This window comes from Burkholderia sp. AU27893, from assembly GCF_002223205.1.
GTDB lineage: Bacteria > Pseudomonadota > Gammaproteobacteria > Burkholderiales > Burkholderiaceae > Burkholderia.
Genome location: NZ_NKFD01000005.1, coordinates 91,733 through 108,980, shown reverse-complemented (window position 1 = coordinate 108,980; position 17,248 = coordinate 91,733). Strand labels below are relative to the sequence as shown.

The following is a 17,248-nucleotide window of genomic DNA, read 5'->3' as shown; positions in this document are numbered from 1 at the left end:
ATCGCGTGGCGCTAGGCCGGCAACTCGGCGGCCTGCTGCTCGCGTGCCCAGACGCGATGGCGGCCGAGGTGGTCGGACAGGTCGTTCAGGACTGCATCGAGATCGACGGCCTGCCCGACGCAGACGCCTTCGGCCGGGTCCGGCAGGTGCGCGGCGCTCAGCAACTGCCGCCCCGACCCGACGGCCGCGATCGGCTTCAGGTGCTTGAACGCTTCGCGCACGAAATGCCGCGCGTCGGCGCTGTGCGCGAGGTCGCGGCCGTCGCCGTCGCCGCCGCACACGAACACCGCGTCGAACATCACCGACGGCATGCCGGCCAGCGTCGCCTGCGGCACGATGCTGCCGATCGGCGCCAGCGTCGGCGCGACGATTGTCGGCACCGCGTGCGCGGCCTGCAGCGCATCGCGCACCTGCTGGACGAGCGCCTCGCTCGTGCCGGCGGTCGCGATCAGCGCGATCTTGCGCGACCGGATGCCCGGCTTCGAGCGGCCGATCAGGCTCAGCGCGGGCGAACGCTGCGCGACCGCCGGCGTCGCGCCCCCGAGCGGCGCGGGCAGCCCGAGCCGCTCGGCCACCTGCGCGGCCAGCCCCGCGTCGAAGCGGGCGATGATGTCGTTGACCACCCGCTCGCGAATGTGCGGCTGCGTCACCTTGCCGAGTTCGAAGCAGTACGCGTCGCGGATATGCCGCTGCTCGATCTCGGTCATGCTTTGGTAGAACAGCGCGGGCTGCGAGAAATGATCGGCGAACGTCTCGCTGCGCACGCGCACCTTGTCGCCCTCGAGCGGCTCGTGCACGGTCTCGAAGCCGCCGCCGGCCGGCGCGGGCGGCGTCTCGCGCGGCCAGCCGCCGCTCGTCGAATTCGGTTCGTACGACGCCTGCCCGACGTTGATCGTCTGCCGGTGCATCGCATCGCGCTGGTTGTTCGCGAACGGGCACACCGGCCGGTTGATCGGGATCTCGTGGAAGTTCGGGCCGCCGAGCCGGCTCAATTGCGTATCGGTGTACGAGAACAGGCGCCCCTGCAGCAGCGGATCGTTCGTGAAGTCGATGCCGGGCACCACGTGCCCCGGATGAAACGCGACCTGCTCGGTTTCCGCGAAGAAGTTGTCGGGATTGCGGTTCAACGTCATCCGGCCGATGGGGCGCACCGGCACGAGTTCTTCCGGCACCAGCTTGGTCGGGTCGAGCAGGTCGAAGTCGAACTTGTCGGCATCGGCCGGATCGATCATCTGCACGCCGAGTTCGAACTCCGGATAGTCGCCGCGCTCGATCGCCATCCACAGGTCGCGCCGGTTGAAGTCCGGGTCATGGCCGGCAATGCGCTGCGCCTCGTCCCACAGCAGCGAATACGCGCCGCTCACGGGCCGCCAGTGGAACTTCACGAAACGCTCGGCGCCGGCCGCGTTCACGAAGCGGAACGTGTGCACGCCGAAGCCGTCCATCGCACGGTAGCTCGCGGGCAGCGCGCGGTCGGACATCAGCCACAGCACCGTGTGGGTGGTTTCCGGCACCAGCGACACGAAATCCCAGAACGTGTCGTGCGCGGACGCGCCGGTCGGCATCTCGTTCGGCGCCTCGGGCTTCACCGCATGCACGAAGTCGGGAAACTTGATCGCATCCTGGATGAAGAACACCGGCATGTTGTTGCCGACGAGGTCGTAGTTGCCCTCTTCGGTATAAAACTTCACCGCGAAGCCCCGCACGTCGCGCACGGTGTCGGCCGAGCCGCGCGGCCCCTGTACCGTCGAGAACCGCACGTACACCGGCGTTTCGGCGGCCGGGTCCTGCAGGAACGCGGCCTTCGTGTAGTCGGCCATCGGCTCGTACACGCGGAACACGCCGTGCGCGGCCGAGCCGCGCGCGTGCACCACCCGCTCCGGGATGCGCTCGTGATCGAAATGCGTGATCTTCTCGCGCATGATGAAGTCTTCGAGCAGCGACGGGCCGCGCGGGCCGCCGCGCAACGTGTTCTGGTTGTCGGCGATCCGCACGCCCTGGTTGGTGCGCAGCGCCTCGTGGTCGGGCCGCGAACGGTGCTCGTCGAGCTGGCGCGATTTCGCGCTGTCCTGCGGCTGGGCGGGCGGCGTCTTGCCGGTTGAGGGGGAATGGGTCATCGAACAGGTCCTCGTGGCATTCGGAAGGGGATCCGCCACGCGCGCACCGCGTTGCCGCGGCGCGCACGGGCGGACAGCAGGAAAACCGGCGCGGCCGGGCGCAACCGCACCCACCGGCCGGCGGTGGCTTCATTCAGGGGGCGCGCAATGCCGCGTCGAGTTCGGCGCGCGTCACGTCGAGCGCGACGTCGCACTCGATCGCCGCGTCCTCGACGCGCGGCTTGCGCGCGTCCACCGCACGCCGCGCGCTGTCGCACACATGGGTGCGCACAGGCAGCCGGTCGGCCGCGTCGAGCGACGCATAGCGGGCGATCACGTCGGGATCGAACCGCAGGTCGACCGCGCACCGCCAGTCGCGCGCGCTTGCGTCGGCCGGCACACGCACCCACGACACCTGGATCGTCAGCCGCCCGGACGCATCGTCCGCGTGCACGACGACGGTCGATTCCGACGGAAAACCGTTCGCGAGCGCATGCTCGAGTTCCGCGATGCGCTGCGACCGGTCGGGCGTGACGCTCATCGTCGGACGACGCCCAGCAGCAGCGTGACCAGGAAGATCACCACGAAGATGTAGAACAGGATCTTGGCGATCTCCGCCGCGCCGGCTGCGATGCCGCCGAAGCCGAACACGGCCGCGATGATCGCGATGATGAAGAAGATGATGGCGTATCGAAGCATGGAACCCTCCTGGATGACAGCGGTCACCGGTACGTATCGGCGTCGATCAGGCGTCGTGCTTGTGTTTCGGTTTGCCGTGGGTCGGCGTGGAGGCCATTTTCTCGAGCTCCTTTTCGCTCATCGATTTGGCCATCGACTTCGACGGGGCCTTGAGGTCCTTCATTTTCGTCTCGCCGCGCTTGGCCGACAGGGCGGCCCCGGCGGCGCGTTGCTGCGCCTGCGATTTGGCTGGCATGGTCGTGCTCCTCTCGTGGGTGCGTGCCTCGCGGCAAGCGGTGGCGCGCACGGGGTTGAACGGGGTGGCATGCGGTCGAATCGCCCGGCCGTCACGCCGCGTCGCGGCACGGCGGGCCGGCTCGCGAAATCGTCATCGCCTGGCGATCCTTCGTCACGGTGCCCTGCGCAAGAACGATGCCTCGGCCGCGTGGCCGCGGCGAATCCGCCTCGAAAGCCGCCCGGCGGGTCGATTTGCGGTTCACCGTCTGCCTGCCTCATGCATTGAACGTGCCAGCGCGTCGAAGCGCGTCCGTTCCGGGTTCGGGCTGCGTGTCGCCGCAAACGGGAACGGATTATTTACAAGCCGGCGGCAAGTTTTGGACATGCATTCCGTAAGCCGCGAAGCATGCAGGATCGTCAACCGTCAGCGCTTCGCATCGATGCGATCGACGGCCGAACGATCGAGAAAGGCGGTCGTGAGTGCCGGCAGGTGGCGCAGCAGCCACGCGGCCAGGCTGCGCTCCTGTTGCAGGATCCGTTCGCAGCACGCGTGGATCTCCGCTTCGCCGGCCGCCTGCGCGGCCGCGGCGAGCGCCGTATACGCGGCGATCTCGACGTGCGCGAACGCATAACCGGCCAACGCCCCCTTCACCACTTCGTCGACGGCCAGCATGCCGCTCGCGATCCGGCCGTACGCGGCAATGCGCGCGGCCAGGTCCTTGATCGCGGACGGCGTCGTCCCGAGCCGCATCAGGCACGCTTCGACGAGCGCCTGATGGCCGATCGTGTCGTCGAGATGCCGGCACAAGCGATCCTGCAATTGCGGATAGTGATCGAGCCGTTTCAGTTGCGCGGCGAGCAGCATCTCGGCCTGCCGCTCCATCGCATACGCATCGCGCAGCCAGTCTTCCAGGTGTTCGCGCGGATTCGCCATCGGTTTCCTCCGTCCGCATCGCGGCGCGGCGTGCCGTGCACCGCCATCGACGGCGCGTTGCTCGGCGCGCGCGATTCCGCGCACGGACCGTGAGTGATGTCCCGGCGCCCGGTCAGTACTGCATCAGCGGCGGCGTGCCCGGCAGCGGCCGGTCGCCCTGTGCACCGTTCGAGCCGGTCGACGGCCCGTCGGCCGCTTCGCCGCCGGCCGCGCCCTGCGGCATCGTCGTGGTCGACTGTGCGCCACGGCTGTCCGGTGGCGCACCACGGGCGCCGTAAGGGCCATTCGCCGGTTGCGTGCATGCGCCCAGCGCACACACGGCGGCGCACGCAACGACGCCCATGCGTATCGTCTTCTGGATCGGGTTCATCGCAATCCTCCCTGTGCCCGGCGTCTCATAGCCGGTTGAAATGGAAATCGCCGGCGTACGCGGTCGGGGCGCGACGCGCCATCATCGCGTCGAATTCCACCGCCACGCGCGTGAGCGCACGGCGCTGCGCATCGATGCCGGCCTGCTCGAGCGCGGCGAACGCGTCGGCATCGAACGCCACGGTCAGCGACGCCGGATGACCGTCGACGCGAAAACCGATATGCAACGCGCCGAGCGGCTTTTCCTCGATATGGAACGGCATCGCGCGCGCCTCGAAATGGCGGCCGAGCGTTTCGGCGATGTCGCGCAACACGCCGGGCTGCACGCGGACGCTCATGGCGATGCCTCGGTGCGCGTTCGCGATACCACGCCCATCGGCGGCGTATGCGCGGGCGGCTCGCGCTCCGGCGGGGCATGCCCCGGCGGGTCGCCCTCGGGTTGCCGGTACGGCTCGGGCAGGTCGGGGGGCACGTCGTCGGGATCGGGCGGTTCAGGATCCGGCCCGATGTCGGGTAGCGGCGGTTCGGGCCGCTGCAACCACTGCGCTGTGTCAGGTGTCATCGGCACTCCTTCCTTGCGGGGTCGGCGGGTCGGTCGCCAGCGCGACCTTCGCCTGCCCAGGGTGCGCAAACCGCATGCCGTCGTTCTCGTCATCAGCCACTCCGCCGCGACGCGCACGCGGGTGCCGCGAACGGCCTGCCGTGCCTTCGCTACACCGTCCGCTGCAAATCTTGCAAGGGCGCGGCTACGCGTCGAAAGCGGCCATCACGAGCCACAGCTCGCGGCCGTCATCGCGCACCTGTGCGGCGAGCGCATACGAATCGGACGGCTCGCACGCGCGCTGCAGCGCGAACCGCGCCGGCTCGGTCGAGCCGAACGTCTCGCCGCCGAGCGGCCTCACGTCGGCCTTGCCTTCGAACATCCGGCGCTCGGGCCGGTAAATCAGCGGTTCGTGCTTCCATTCGTTGAAATGGCTCTTCAACGAATCGAATCCGCCGCCGCATACGTTGACCTCGTAGCGCACGCCCGGTCGTCGTTTCGGAATCGTCATCGTGCCTCCCGCTCGATGTAGATGTAGACACGGCCGGCACCGGTTGCGCCATCCGCCTGCGTCATCGTCATCGCACTCGCGGCAAGTGGCGTGCCGCGTGCGTCCGGCGCATCGCGGCGCATCCCGGCGCAGACCGGGCACGGCCGTTGCGGAGGAAACACGCCATCGGCATCGACACGGAGGCTTGCGATGAAGGATTCGACCCGGACCGGCCACGACGCGCCGGCACACGAACGCCAACCTGATCCGTCGCCGCCGCTCAAGCACCGCGACCGCGCGCGGACGGGCCATTCGGAACGTCATATCGACAAGCAGCTCGAGGACACGTTTCCGGCGAGCGACCCGCCCGCGACCGGCGGCGTCACGCGCATCGAGCCGGACACGCCGCCCGGCACGCACGACGCCGGGCCGTGGCAGGACAAGCGCGAACGCGGCGACGCATGAGCGCGCACGGCACGCGGCTTGCTGATTTTGTGCGGCCCATTTCGATCCATTGCACTACCGAACTCGAGAGGAGAAATTCATGCATCGCGTCAACGAAATCATGTCGCAGGACGTCGTGCACATCGCACCGACCGACTCGATCCGCCATGCCGCGCAACTGATGGAGCGCTACGACATCGGCGCGCTGCCGGTGTGCGACAACAACCGGCTGATCGGGATGGTGACGGACCGGGATCTCGCGGTGCGCGCGATTTCGGCCGGCAAGCCGCCGGAGACGCGCATTCACGAAGTCGCATCGGGCCCGATCGAATGGTGTTTCGACGACGATTCGCTGGACGAGATCCAGCATTACATGGCGGACGCGCAACTGCGCCGCCTGCCGGTCGTCGATCACGACAAGCGGCTGGTCGGCATGCTGTCGCTCGCGGACATCGCGACCCGCATGGCCGGCCCCGAGCGGGACGATCTCGCGAACACGCTCGAAGGCGTGTCGCAACCGAAGCAGACGTGACGGAGCGCCCCCCGCCCCGTCCCGACCCACCCGCGCGACCCGCAGGGCCCGCCCCGGGCACCGTCGCGCCCCATGCAGCCTGGAGGAAACCATGCAGACTTCCGATCAAGGTCAAACCCGCATCATCGGCAAGGGTGCCGCGACGGCGGCCGGCCCTGGCCCCGACGTGATGGCGGCCGATACGCTGGAAGGCGACAAGGTCTATACGACCGACGGCGACGACGTCGGCAAGATCAAGGACATCATGCTCGACGTGCGCTCGGGCCGCGTCGCCTACGCGGTACTGTCGAGCGGCGGCATCCTCGGCATCGGCGACAAGCTGCACGCGATCCCGTGGAGCGCGCTCACGCTCGACACCGAGCGCAAATGCTTCCTGCTGTCGGTGTCGTCCGAGCGGATCCGCAACGCACCGGGGTTCGACAAGGACCACTGGCCGGCGATGGCCGATCCGCAATGGGCCGCGCCGCTGCACGAGTTCTACGGCAGCACGCCGTACTGGAGCGCCGGCGACGAACTCGGGCTGACCGACCCGACCGAGGAACTGAACGATCCGCGCTCACGCGACCGCCTCTGATCGCGCCTTCGCGCTGCGCCGGTGAACCGGCGTCGCCGCGTCGAACGCCCCGCCCGTGCGGGGCGTTTTTCTTGCCGGCCGTCGCGACGACGGCCCGGACATGACAGGCGACAGGTGACAGGCGAGCCGCGCTACGCGCGATGCCGCAGCGCGTCGATCACGACGGTGAACGCGCGCGACGCCGGGCGGCGGCTCGGATAGTACGCGTGGTAGCCGGGAAAGACCGGGCACCAGTCCGGCATCACGATCCGCAGGTTGCCGTTGCGGACATGCTCGAGCACGATGTCCTCGGTGACGAACGCGATGCCGAAGCCGTCGAGCGCCGCCTGCACCATGTGCGGCTGCGTGTTGCAGGTGATCCGGCCGTTCACGCGCGCCAGCACGTCGTTCCTGCCCTTCTTCAGCTCCCACGCATAGATGCCCTTCGCGGTGGCGAGCCGCAACGTGACGCAATCGTGCTCGAGCAGGTCCTGCGGCTTTTTCGGCGGCTTGCGGCCGTCGAGATAGGCCGGCGACGCGACCATCGCCATCCGGACATCCGGGCTGATCCGCACGGCGATCATGTCCTTCGCCACCTGGTCGCCGTAGCGCACGCCGATGTCGTAGCGCTCCTCGACGATGTTCGACAGCCCGTATTCGACCGACAGCTCGATGCGGATATCCGGGTAGTCGGGCAGGACCTGCCTGAGTTTCGGCCAGATGATCGTATCGATCGGATGCTCGGTGGCGGTGATGCGCACCACGCCGGCCGGCTTGTCCCGGAAATCCGACAGCGCGGCCAGTTGCGCGGTGATCTCGTCGATGCGCGGCGCCACCGCCTGGAACAGCGCCTCGCCCGCGTCGGTCGTCGATACGCTGCGCGTCGTGCGCGTCAGCAGCCGCACGCCGACCCGCGCCTCGAGATCGCGAATGGTATGGCTCAGCGCCGACTGCGACACGCCGAGCCGCGTCGCCGCACGCGTGAAGCTGCGCTCGCGGGCCACCGCGAGAAACACGAGCAGGTCGTTCAGGTTTTCGCGCGCCATGTCGAAACGCTCCGGTCGGGACGGACGCCCATCGTAGCACCGCGGGCGGCGATTCATCAGTCTGGCTCATGAGTCCAAGCGCGCGCGGCTACTTAATCGATCCACGACGAATCACTAGACTGCGAAGCCATCGACCCGATGCATCGCGGCAGCGCCCGGATGCTCGGACTACCCGCCTCCCGGAGCCCCACCTCATGACTACCCGCTTTCTCACTGCCGTTACCGCCATCGTCGCGCTGGTCGCGTCCGGCTCGCCGTTCGCGCAATCCGCACCGGGCCTGACGCGCGAGCAGGTCCGCCAGGACATGCAGCGCTACGCGGCCGCCGGCTTCAATCCGGCGCGCATGAACCCGCGCAGCTGGGTCGACGACGCCCAGGCCGCCGCGGCCCGGGTGCAGGCCGGGCGCGCCGACGACGCGCGCACGCAACTCGCCGTGCACGGCGCCTCGACGCGTTGCGACTGAGCGCGCGCCCCCTTCTTTTTTTCCGATCCGGTTTCCGACATGCCATCCGTCTCCACCCCCGATCGCGGCACCGCACCCGACGGTGCGGCCGCATGGGGCGCCGTCCTCGCGATGTCGCTCGGCGCGTTCGCGCTGGTCGCCTCCGAGTTCATGCCGGTCAGCCTGCTCACGCCGATTGCAGGCGACCTGCACGTCAGCGAAGGCCAGGCCGGCCAGGCCATCTCCGTGTCGGGCGCGTTCGCGCTGGTCACGAGCCTGTTCATCGCGTCGCTCGCCGGCCGGCGCGATCGCAAGCCGCTGCTGCTGGTGCTGACCCTGCTGACGATCGTGTCCGGCACGCTCGTCGCGTTCGCGCCGAACTACGCGGCGTTCATCGCCGGTCGCGCGCTGATCGGCGTAGCGATCGGCGGCTTCTGGTCGATGTCGGCCGCCACCGCGATGCGCCTCGTGCCGGCGCCGCACGTGCCGCGCGCGCTGGCGATCGTGAATGGCGGCAATGCGCTGGCAACCGTCGTCGCGGCCCCGCTCGGCAGCTTTCTGGGCGGAATCGTCGGGTGGCGCTGGGCGTTCTTCTGCGTCGTGCCGGTCGCCGCGATCGCATTCGGCTGGAAGCTCGTCAGCCTGCCGTCGATGCAGTCCGCGCCGCGCGGCGCGTCGGCCAACGCGCTCAGGCTGCTGGCCCGGCCGCCGGTCGCGCTCGGCATGGCGGCGGTCAGCGTGTTCTTCATGGGCCAGTTCACGCTGTTCACCTACCTGCGTCCGTTCCTCGAAACCGTCACGCACGCGGGCACCGTCACGCTGTCGCTGCTCCTGCTCGTGATCGGCGTCGCGGGCTTCATGGGCACGGTCCTGATCGGCGGCGTGCTGGAACGCGGGCTCTACCGGACACTCGTGGCCACGCCGGCACTGATGGCCGCGATTGCGGCGGCGCTGCTGGTGTTCGGCGGCTCCACGGCGGCCACCGCCTGCCTGCTCGGCGCGTGGGGGCTGCTCGGCACTGCGGCGCCGGTCGGCTGGTGGACGTGGCTCGCCCGCACGCTGCCGCACGATGCGGAAGCCGGCGGCGGGCTGATGGTGGCGGTCGTGCAACTCGCGATCGGGCTCGGCGCGACGATCGGCGGCCTGCTGTTCGACCTGCACGGCTACCGCGCGACCTTCGCGATGAGCGCGGCACTGCTCGCGTTCGCCGCCGGGCTGGCCGTCGTCGCGGGCCGATCCGCCCGGCGCGCCGCCACGCGCACCGGTGGTTGACGCCTGCGCCACGCCGCCCCGGCGGCTTTTTTACAAGCGCCGTGTAACCGCCCCGTCCGGCGCCGCGCGGCCGCTCGCCGCGTCCAGATAGCCCAGCAGCCGGTGCGGCGTCAGCGGCTTCGCGCAGTGCGCGTCGAACCCGGCTTGCTTCGCCGCCTCGCAATCGCGTCGCGACGCGAGCCCGCTGCACGCGACGAGCAGCATGTCGCCGGTGTGCGGATCGTTGCGCAGCCGCGCCGCCAGCTGCAGCCCGTCGAGGCCCGGCATCGCGATATCGAGCACGACCGCGAACGGCTGCCAGTCGCGCGCGATCGCGCAGACGGCGAACGGGTCGACGGCAATGCGGCATTCGAAGCCGCGCGCCTCGAGCAGCAGGCGCAGCGCATCGGCCGCGTCGCGATAGTCGTCGACGATCAGCACGCGACGCGGGCGCCGCGGCACGCTGTCGGGGGCGCGCCACAGCAGCACGTCGTCCGCGGCCGGATCGTCGCCGGGATCGGGAAGCATCGCGTTTCTCCTGTCGTTGATCCCGCCTCCACGCAAACCACGCGCCCGTCCCGGCGGATGCGGAACGGCGGTTGCTGCATCGGTACGAATCGTCGTACCGGAGCCCCTCATGCGCGTGACGCTGCGCTTTCGTTTCCGTTCCACCCCGCCGGCGTGGGCCACCTGCCGCGCCGCGGGCCGCACGGACATTGCCACATGACGCGCCAGACGCCGCCCGCCGCCGACGATGCCGACGATGCCCCGGCGACACTCGGCGCGTGCCGCCGCTGCGCGCTGTGGGAGCATGCGACCCAGCCGGTGCCCGGGGCCGGCCCCGTGGACGCGACGATCATGCTGGTCGGCGAGCAGCCGGGCGACCAGGAGGACCGCAAGGGATTGCCGTTCGTCGGCGCGGCCGGGCGCATGCTGGACCGCGCACTCGACGAAGCCGGGATCGAGCGCGCGCACTGCTACCTGACGAACGCGGTCAAGCACTTCAAATGGGAGCCGCGCGGCAAGCGGCGGCTGCATAAAACGCCCGCGCAACGCGAGGTGGCCGCGTGCCGCTACTGGCTCGAACGCGAGCTCGATGCGGTACGGCCGCGCGTCATCGTCGCGCTCGGCGGCACCGCGCTGCGTGCGCTGCTGCAAGACAACGATGCGACGCTGGAGGCCGCGCGCACACCGGTTCGCACGGCGCAAGGCCTGCTCGTCGTCGCCACCTATCACCCGTCGTACGTGCTGCGCACGCGCGGCGCCGATTCGCGCGAGCACGCGTACCGGACGCTCGTCGACGCGTTGCGCACCGCCTCGCGCCTGGCCGGCGCACCCAATCGCGACGGCGACCCCGATCGCGACAGCGGGCACGGCGCACGGGGAGGCACCCGGTGAGCGCGCCCGGCGACGACGTGCAGCCGGCCGCGGGCGCCGCGCCGCGCAACCCGACACCGTGGTACCGGCGGCTCGGCCCGGGCCTGCTCGCGGGGGCGTCCGATGCCGATCCGAGCAACATCGCCGTCTACGCGCAGGCCGGCAGCCAGTTCCGCTTCAACATGCTGTGGATCATCGTCGTCACGCTGCCGATGATGGTGGCCGTGCAGCTCGCGTCCGCGTTCATCGGGCGCCGCAACCGCGCGGGCCTCGTCGCGGGCATTCGCGAGCACTACTCCGACCGGCTCGCCAAGGCGCTGATCGTGATGGTCGCGATCGTCAACGTCGTCAACGTCGGCGCCGATCTCGCGGCGATGGGAGACGCGACCGCGCTCGTGATCGGCGGTCACAGCTACTGGTATGCCCCGGTCTACGGGGTCGCGTCGCTCGCGCTGCAGGTCATGCTGTCGTACGAACGCTATGCGCGCTGGCTGAAATGGATGACGCTCGGGCTGGTCGCCTACGTGCTCGAACTCGGCTTCGTGCAGATCGACTGGCACGCCGTACTGCACGCGATCGTGTTGCCCCGGATCGAATTCACGCATGCGTATGCCACCACGACGGTGGCCGTGCTCGGCACGACGCTGAGCCCGTACCTGTTCGTGTGGCAGGCCGCGCTCGAAGTCGAGGAAACGGCATCCACGGAGCACGACACGCGCAGCGAGACCGAGCGGCGCGTCACGTTCGACACGTGGTTCGGCATGGTCGTCACGAACGCGGTGTCGTTCTGCATCATGGTGATCGGCGCCGCCGTGTTCTTCGAGCACGGCCGGCACGACATCGGCAGCACCGCGCAAGCCGCCGAAGCGCTGCGACCGATCGCCGGCGAAGCCGCGTTTCTCGTGTTCGCGTTCGGCATCGTCGGCTGCGGGCTGCTCGCGATTCCCGCGTTCGCGGGCAGCGCCGCGTACGGCTGCGCGGAAGCGTGGCAGTTCCGCGAAGGGCTGAACGAGCCGGTGCGGCGGGCCCCCACGTTCTATGCGGTGCTGGCCCTGTGCGTGTTCGTCGGCATCGCGATGTGCGTGAGTCCGATCGACCCGATCAAGGCGCTGTACTGGAGCGCGGTGCTCAACGGCGTCGCGGCGGTACCGATGCTCGTGATGGTGATGCTGCTGTCGCAGCGGCGCGAGGCGGCCGGGCAACCCGGCAGCGGCATCGTGTCGAAAACCTTCGGCTGGCTTGCCGTCGTGCTGATGGCGGCGTCGGTCGTGACGATGGTCGTCGACCTGCTGACCTGAGCCGCTCATCGACCGTTCGTGGCGCACGCCACTTTCGTCGCGCCGGGCCGGGCTGACGGCCTCCCGCCAGGCCCGGCCCGCCCCACTTACATCATCTTGCCGCGCGACTTTTCGGCACGCGCCGCGTCCGCCGCCGATTCGACCTTCTTCACTTCTTCCGGCGGCGGCAGCACCGCCTTGAAGCCCATCGACTGGATCCACATCTCGCGCGCCCAGCCCCGCGTGTGATACAGGTGATGATCCTCGTCGGCCTCGACCTCGTCGTGCGCGTCCTTCAGCGTCTTCGCGGCATCGCCCGACAGCTGGTCGGCCGCATAGCCGATCAGCTCCCAGTTCAGGTGATCCTTGGTCTCGGCGAGCACCACGCACTCGGCCGCGACGACCTGCGCGACCGCCGGGTCGGCCTGCTTCCGCGCCTGCTCGATCGTATGCACGAGCGCCTTGCCGATGGCCGCCACCGCGCTGCGGCCGGGCGTCTGCGCGTCGGGATCCATGCCGAGCGTGTCGAACACCTTGCGCAGCACCTCCTGGTGATGCAGCGTCTCGCGGTGGTACTTCTCCCATTCCTTGTGCAGATCCTCGTCGGTCGCGCATTGCAGCGCGGCTTCGTAGATCTTCGCGCCGCCAAGCTCGGTTTCGTATGCCTGGCAGAGCAATTCGCGGATGCCTTCATGCTTCGGTTGCCGATGGGCCATGACTGACTCTCCAAAAAGACGGGCCGCACCCGCGGCCCGGGGTTGAACGGGCGCGCGTCAGTGCGCGCCCACCTTGCGTTCGAGCGCCTGCGCCATGCTCAGGTGATGCCGCAGCGTAGGCAGCGTGGTGCTCGCGAACTCCCTTAATTGCGGATCCCGCCCGTTGCGCGCTTCGCCTTCGAACAGCGCGACGGCCTTGCGGTGCGCATCCGGGCCGACCGCGGCGACATACGCAGCGTCGAAATCGCGACCGTGCTTGCCGCGCAGCGCCTCGACGTCGGGGTCCTGGATCTGCTCGACCTGCGGCTTCATGCCCTGGCGCGCGGCAATCTCGTTCAGGCGTGCATTCGCCTTGCCGTGATCGGCCACCATGCGCTGCGCGAACGCCCGCACGTCCGGCGACTGCGCCTGCCGCAGCGCGAGCTGGCTCGCCTGCACCTCGGCCTTGCCGGCAATGGCGGCCTTGTCGACGAATTCCGCGTCGCCGCCTTGCGGCGCTTTCGCGATCATCGCGTCGCCCGCGCCCGACGACGGGTTGATCACGCCGCCCGGCACCTGCGAATTCGATGCGGGCGGCTCGCTCGGCATCTGCGCGCGGGCGAGGCCGCCGGCGGCGAGCAGGGCCGCGGCGAACGCCGCGCTCGTCCAGTGGGATCGTTTCATGGGCTTCCTCCTTGCATTTGGCGAGAGACGGCGGTCAGCCGCCGACGATCGAGCCGCCGTTCGGGTGCAGCGTCTGCCCGGTCATGTAGCTCGCGCCTTCCGACGCGAGCAGCACGTAGCAGCCGATCAGTTCGTCCGGCTGCCCCGGCCGCTTGAGCGGCACGTTCGCGCCGAACTTCGCGACCTGCTCGGCCGTGAACGTCGATGGAATCAGCGGCGTCCAGATCGGCCCGGGCGCGACCGCGTTAACGCGGATGTCGCGTTCGGCCAGCTCCGCCGACAGCGACCGCGTGAACGCGACGATCGCGCCCTTGGTCGCCGAGTAGTCGGGCAGCGTCGGATTGCCGTGATACGCGGTCACCGACGCGGTGTTGACGATGCGTCCGCCGTGCTTCATGTGCGGCAGCGCCGCCTGCGTGCAGAAGAACATCCCGTACACGTTCGTGCGGAACGTGCGTTCGAGCTGTTCCTCGGTCACGTCCTCGACGCCCGGGCGCGGATGCTGTTCGCCCGCGTTGTTCACGAGCACGTCGAGCCGCCCGAGCCGCTCGACCGTGCGCGCCACTGCATCGTGCGCCTGCCGGCGATCGCCGACGTCGCACATGATTGCCTCGCAACGCCGGCCGGCCTGCTCGATCAACTGCTTCGTCTGCGCGGCGTCGTCGGATTCCTTCAGGTAGACGATCGCGACGTCGGCCCCTTCCTTCGCGAAGCCGATTGCAACCGCGCGGCCGATCCCGCTGTCGCCGCCCGTCACGAGCGCGACCTTGCCGGCGAGCTTGCCGCTGCCGACGTAGTCGGCCGCCGAGTCGCGCGGCTGCGGATGCATGTCGCGCTCGGTGCCCGGCTGGTGGTCCTGCTTCTGAGGCGGCGGAGTCTGTGCGGTAGTCATGGGTGCGTTCCTCCCTGAACGGTGTCGTCAATCGCTCGCAAGCGGCGTGCCGCACCGGGCAACGCCATCGTTGCGCGCGCAACGCTACGAGCGGGCGTAAAAAATTCAGCGTGAATGGTCGCTCGATGCAGGCTCGCCGGGCCGGCGTACCGGATCGAAGTCGCGCCATTCGCCGTCCTGCCAGTCGCCCTCGACACGCTCGATCGACGACGCCCCGGTCGCGCGCAACACGTCTTCCGCGGTATTGGCGGTGTCGGGCGCCACGCGCACCGCGAGGATCACGCCGGCTTCGCTCCGCGCGAGCGTGCCCTTGCCCTCGGCCTGCTCGCCGCGCATGCGGCCCAGCGCGCCGCCGAAGGCGCCGAGATACGCGCCGGCCAGCGCGGCGGCGGCCGGCACGAACCAGTAGCGCACGCCGATCGCATAGACGAGGAGCCCCACGACGATGCCGATCAGCACCCCGCGGATCGCGCCGATCATCGCGCCGCGCCCGCCGGGCTTCGCCGCCGTATCGGCATAGACGTCGCCGCCGATCGGAAAGCGCGCATGCTGTCCGGCGGGATTCAGGAAGAAGATCGATACGTCGTCCGAACCGAACGCGCGCTCGTAAAGGTGGCGCGCCCCACCTTCCGCTTCGTCGAACGTCGTGAAGCGGCCTGCGACGATCATCGCCATGGTCGTGCTCCTCGTGACGGGGGTGGCGCCGCGTGCAGCCGCACACGGCGCGACGGGGCGGCGCTCACATCAGCCGCCCGAGTTCCTTCGACACCGACGCCGGCGTGCCGTATTCGCGATCGGGAATGCGGCGGAGCATGTCGATCACGCCGGGGTCCGCATGCGAGCGTTCCGCACACTCGACGACGGCCGCCTTGCTGGCCGGATAGTCCATGCCCTTCAACGCCTTCTGCACGTCGATCGGGCTCGGCGCCTTGCCGTGGCCGCCCTGATGGCCGCCCTTGTCGTGGTCCTGCTGCGTGCGCTCGCCTTCGTGCGCGCGCGAGTGGCTGTATTCGTGGCCCGTATGCTGTCGGGATGTCATGAATCTCTCCTTGGGGATGAACGAAATCACGTCGACGCGCGGCGCGCACGCGCCAGCGCGGCGACCACCAGCGCCGCCGCACCGAGGGCGAGCGCCCCCGCCACCTTCGGCCGCTGAACCACCGTGTTGTAGGCGCACCCGCGCAGCACGGGCCCGTCCATGCCTGCGCGCTCGTGCAGCGCATGGCGCGGCTCGTACAGCGCGTTGTCGTCGCGCGGGCGGGCCGGGCGATCCGTACGCTGGCTGCGCCAGAACAGCCGCGCCGCGACGCGATCGAACAGGCGCGGCGCGTGATACGCGCTCGCCGACGTGAACTTCGCCGCGCCGCCCACGAACAGCGTGCGGCGCGGATGCGCGGCCGCGAACAGGATCGCGTCGGCCACCAGTTCCGGGTCGTAGATCGGCGGCGGCAGCTTCGCCTCGACGTTCATGTAGTTTTTCGCGTGCATCACGAACATCGTGTCGATCGCGGCCGGCTTGATCAACGTCACGGACACCGGCAGGTGGTCCCCCTCCATCTCGAGCCGCAGCGAATCGGTAAAGCCCTTCACCGCATGCTTGGAGGCCACATACGCGCTCTGCAACGGCACCGGCGCGTCGGACGCCTCGCTGCCCATGTTGATGATCGCGCCGCCGTGAAAGTCGTTCTTGCGCCGGAAGTGATCGGCCGCCACGAGCGAGCCGTGCACGACGCCCCAGTAGTTGGTGTCGAACAGCTTGCGCTGGTCGTCGAGCGGCACGGCGGAAGCCGGGCCGAAGATCGATACGCCGGCATTGTTGATCCACGTATCGAAGCCGCCGTAGGTCTCGACCGCCTTGGCGGCCGCGCGCTGCAGATCCTCGAGATTGCCTACGTCGCCCGCGACCGCCACCGCGAGATCGCCATGCTGGCGCAGCTCCTCGCACAGCGTATTGAGCGCGGCTTCGTTCCGCGCGAACAGCACCAGCTTCGCGCCGCGGCGCGCGGCCTTGCGCGCGGTGACGAGACCGATGCCGCTCGTCGCGCCGGTGATCACGATCGTCTGCTCGCCGACCGGTTTGAGCATGCAGTTCATGGCTGGACTCCTTGTGCGGCGCGGCCGCGGTCACTTGGCCCGGATCGTCAACTGATCGCGCACGTCTTGCACGCCGTCGACCTGCTTCACGACGCCGACGGCCTGCGTACGCTGCTGCTCGTCGGGCACGCTGCCGGTGAGCGTCACGATGCCGCGTCGCGTCTTCACGTGGATGTCGCCGGACGACAGCCCGCTCGTCCCGACCAGTTCGGCCTTCGCCTTGGTCGTGATCGTGGCGTCGCGAATTTTCGTGCCGGTCGTCATATGCGACGACGACGTCGTCGACGTCGACGTTGACGCGGCACTGTCGTCGCCGGCGGCGAACGCATTCGGCGCGATCACCGCGCACGTCGTGGTGGCGACGATCGCGATCGCCATGCCGGCGCGCATCGCGTTGCGACGACGGATCCTCAAGGAACGGACTTGCAGCGGGAATGCCTTCATCGTGACCTCCTTTCGTCGAGCCGGGATAGCCGGCGGGTGAGCGGGACAGCGCAAGTCGCGTGCCTCGGTGCCGGTGCGGTGCCGGTGCGGCGCCGCCGCGGGTTCGCCCGATCAGACGCCCTTTCATCCAACCCGTTGTAATTTTTTCGGTATCCCGACGGGGGGCTTCGC

Annotated in this window: 25 protein-coding genes; 7 read left to right on the top strand and 18 right to left on the bottom strand. The window is 69.6% G+C overall.

The window, feature by feature from the left end; genetic code table 11:
• Nucleotides 1-11: 11 nt before the first annotated feature.
• The 9 genes from katE to CFB47_RS32745 form a co-directional block, all read right to left on the bottom strand.
• Nucleotides 12-2,117, bottom strand: coding sequence for a catalase HPII (gene katE / locus CFB47_RS32785; RefSeq protein ID WP_089463681.1), 2,106 nt, complete (start codon nt 2,115-2,117; stop codon nt 12-14).
• Between the two features lie 133 nt (nt 2,118-2,250).
• Nucleotides 2,251-2,637, bottom strand: coding sequence for a DUF3022 domain-containing protein (locus tag CFB47_RS32780; protein WP_089463680.1), 387 nt, complete (start codon nt 2,635-2,637; stop codon nt 2,251-2,253).
• Nucleotides 2,634-2,795: a DUF1328 family protein gene (locus CFB47_RS32775; protein WP_006767422.1), complete on the bottom strand. Its 162-nt coding sequence runs from the start codon at nt 2,793-2,795 to the stop codon at nt 2,634-2,636. The genes CFB47_RS32780 and CFB47_RS32775 overlap by 4 nt, the downstream gene beginning before the upstream one ends.
• Before the next feature lie 46 nt (nt 2,796-2,841).
• Complete coding sequence (locus CFB47_RS32770; protein WP_089443853.1) at nt 2,842-3,030, bottom strand: DUF3008 family protein; 189 nt, start codon at nt 3,028-3,030, stop codon at nt 2,842-2,844.
• Nucleotides 3,031-3,435: 405 nt separating this feature from the next.
• The gene (locus tag CFB47_RS32765) at nt 3,436-3,945 is read right to left on the bottom strand and encodes a DUF892 family protein (protein ID WP_089463679.1); all 510 of its coding nucleotides are present in this window, start codon (nt 3,943-3,945) and stop codon (nt 3,436-3,438) included.
• A 112-nt stretch (nt 3,946-4,057) separates the two neighbouring features.
• Nucleotides 4,058-4,315 (bottom strand): hypothetical protein, encoded by a 258-nt coding sequence (locus CFB47_RS32760; RefSeq protein ID WP_089443851.1) that lies wholly within the window; start codon nt 4,313-4,315, stop codon nt 4,058-4,060.
• Nucleotides 4,316-4,340: 25 nt separating this feature from the next.
• Nucleotides 4,341-4,652: a hypothetical protein gene (locus tag CFB47_RS32755; RefSeq protein ID WP_089463678.1), complete on the bottom strand. Its 312-nt coding sequence runs from the start codon at nt 4,650-4,652 to the stop codon at nt 4,341-4,343.
• Nucleotides 4,649-4,876: a hypothetical protein gene (locus tag CFB47_RS32750; RefSeq protein WP_089463677.1), complete on the bottom strand. Its 228-nt coding sequence runs from the start codon at nt 4,874-4,876 to the stop codon at nt 4,649-4,651. The genes CFB47_RS32755 and CFB47_RS32750 overlap by 4 nt, the downstream gene beginning before the upstream one ends.
• 184 nt (nt 4,877-5,060) lie before the next feature.
• The gene (locus CFB47_RS32745) at nt 5,061-5,366 is read right to left on the bottom strand and encodes a hypothetical protein (RefSeq protein WP_089443848.1); all 306 of its coding nucleotides are present in this window, start codon (nt 5,364-5,366) and stop codon (nt 5,061-5,063) included.
• A 189-nt stretch (nt 5,367-5,555) separates the two neighbouring features.
• Between CFB47_RS32745 and CFB47_RS32740 the strand changes: the two genes are divergently transcribed.
• The 3 genes from CFB47_RS32740 to CFB47_RS32730 all read left to right on the top strand — a co-directional run bounded on the left by CFB47_RS32740 (nt 5,556) and on the right by CFB47_RS32730 (nt 6,895).
• The gene (locus CFB47_RS32740; RefSeq protein ID WP_089443847.1) at nt 5,556-5,810 is read left to right on the top strand and encodes a hypothetical protein; all 255 of its coding nucleotides are present in this window, start codon (nt 5,556-5,558) and stop codon (nt 5,808-5,810) included.
• A 79-nt stretch (nt 5,811-5,889) separates the two neighbouring features.
• Nucleotides 5,890-6,321: a CBS domain-containing protein gene (locus CFB47_RS32735; protein ID WP_089459853.1), complete on the top strand. Its 432-nt coding sequence runs from the start codon at nt 5,890-5,892 to the stop codon at nt 6,319-6,321.
• A 91-nt stretch (nt 6,322-6,412) separates the two neighbouring features.
• On the top strand, nt 6,413-6,895 hold the full coding sequence (locus CFB47_RS32730) for a PRC-barrel domain-containing protein (RefSeq protein ID WP_089463676.1): 483 nt from the start codon (nt 6,413-6,415) through the stop codon (nt 6,893-6,895).
• Nucleotides 6,896-7,026: 131 nt separating this feature from the next.
• Here CFB47_RS32730 and CFB47_RS32725 read toward each other — a convergent pair whose 3' ends face one another.
• On the bottom strand, nt 7,027-7,920 hold the full coding sequence (locus CFB47_RS32725) for a LysR family transcriptional regulator (protein WP_089463675.1): 894 nt from the start codon (nt 7,918-7,920) through the stop codon (nt 7,027-7,029).
• A 194-nt stretch (nt 7,921-8,114) separates the two neighbouring features.
• On the opposite strand from CFB47_RS32725, the gene CFB47_RS32720 reads away from it, so the two are divergent.
• Both CFB47_RS32720 and CFB47_RS32715 read left to right on the top strand, forming a co-directional pair.
• Nucleotides 8,115-8,384, top strand: a complete 270-nt coding sequence (locus tag CFB47_RS32720; RefSeq protein ID WP_089463674.1) for a DUF4148 domain-containing protein — start codon at nt 8,115-8,117, stop codon at nt 8,382-8,384.
• Nucleotides 8,385-8,423: 39 nt separating this feature from the next.
• Nucleotides 8,424-9,635, top strand: a complete 1,212-nt coding sequence (locus tag CFB47_RS32715; RefSeq protein WP_089463673.1) for an MFS transporter — start codon at nt 8,424-8,426, stop codon at nt 9,633-9,635.
• 30 nt (nt 9,636-9,665) lie between these two features.
• On the opposite strand, the gene CFB47_RS32710 is transcribed toward CFB47_RS32715, so the two are convergent.
• Nucleotides 9,666-10,142, bottom strand: coding sequence for a response regulator (locus tag CFB47_RS32710; RefSeq protein WP_089443841.1), 477 nt, complete (start codon nt 10,140-10,142; stop codon nt 9,666-9,668).
• A gap of 195 nt (nt 10,143-10,337) precedes the next feature.
• Between CFB47_RS32710 and CFB47_RS32705 the strand changes: the two genes are divergently transcribed.
• Nucleotides 10,338-11,012 carry a UdgX family uracil-DNA binding protein gene (locus CFB47_RS32705; RefSeq protein WP_089463672.1) on the top strand — a complete coding sequence of 225 codons (675 nt, stop codon included), beginning with the start codon at nt 10,338-10,340 and terminating at the stop codon, nt 11,010-11,012.
• A complete protein-coding gene (locus CFB47_RS32700; RefSeq protein WP_089463671.1) occupies nt 11,009-12,289 on the top strand; it encodes an NRAMP family divalent metal transporter in 1,281 nt (426 codons plus the stop codon). The genes CFB47_RS32705 and CFB47_RS32700 overlap by 4 nt, the downstream gene beginning before the upstream one ends.
• 86 nt (nt 12,290-12,375) lie before the next feature.
• On the opposite strand, the gene CFB47_RS32695 is transcribed toward CFB47_RS32700, so the two are convergent.
• The 7 genes from CFB47_RS32695 to CFB47_RS32665 form a co-directional block, all read right to left on the bottom strand.
• On the bottom strand, nt 12,376-12,984 hold the full coding sequence (locus CFB47_RS32695; protein WP_089459846.1) for a DUF892 family protein: 609 nt from the start codon (nt 12,982-12,984) through the stop codon (nt 12,376-12,378).
• 57 nt (nt 12,985-13,041) lie between these two features.
• Complete coding sequence (locus CFB47_RS32690) at nt 13,042-13,647, bottom strand: DUF4142 domain-containing protein (RefSeq protein WP_089459845.1); 606 nt, start codon at nt 13,645-13,647, stop codon at nt 13,042-13,044.
• 34 nt (nt 13,648-13,681) lie between these two features.
• On the bottom strand, nt 13,682-14,539 hold the full coding sequence (locus CFB47_RS32685) for an SDR family oxidoreductase (RefSeq protein WP_089443837.1): 858 nt from the start codon (nt 14,537-14,539) through the stop codon (nt 13,682-13,684).
• A gap of 105 nt (nt 14,540-14,644) precedes the next feature.
• Nucleotides 14,645-15,214 carry a hypothetical protein gene (locus tag CFB47_RS32680; protein WP_089459843.1) on the bottom strand — a complete coding sequence of 190 codons (570 nt, stop codon included), beginning with the start codon at nt 15,212-15,214 and terminating at the stop codon, nt 14,645-14,647.
• Nucleotides 15,215-15,278: 64 nt separating this feature from the next.
• Nucleotides 15,279-15,578 carry a DUF2795 domain-containing protein gene (locus CFB47_RS32675; protein WP_089459842.1) on the bottom strand — a complete coding sequence of 100 codons (300 nt, stop codon included), beginning with the start codon at nt 15,576-15,578 and terminating at the stop codon, nt 15,279-15,281.
• Between the two features lie 26 nt (nt 15,579-15,604).
• Complete coding sequence (locus CFB47_RS32670) at nt 15,605-16,633, bottom strand: SDR family oxidoreductase (protein WP_089463670.1); 1,029 nt, start codon at nt 16,631-16,633, stop codon at nt 15,605-15,607.
• 30 nt (nt 16,634-16,663) lie between these two features.
• Nucleotides 16,664-17,077 (bottom strand): BON domain-containing protein, encoded by a 414-nt coding sequence (locus CFB47_RS32665; protein ID WP_089463669.1) that lies wholly within the window; start codon nt 17,075-17,077, stop codon nt 16,664-16,666.
• Nucleotides 17,078-17,248 lie beyond the last annotated feature (171 nt).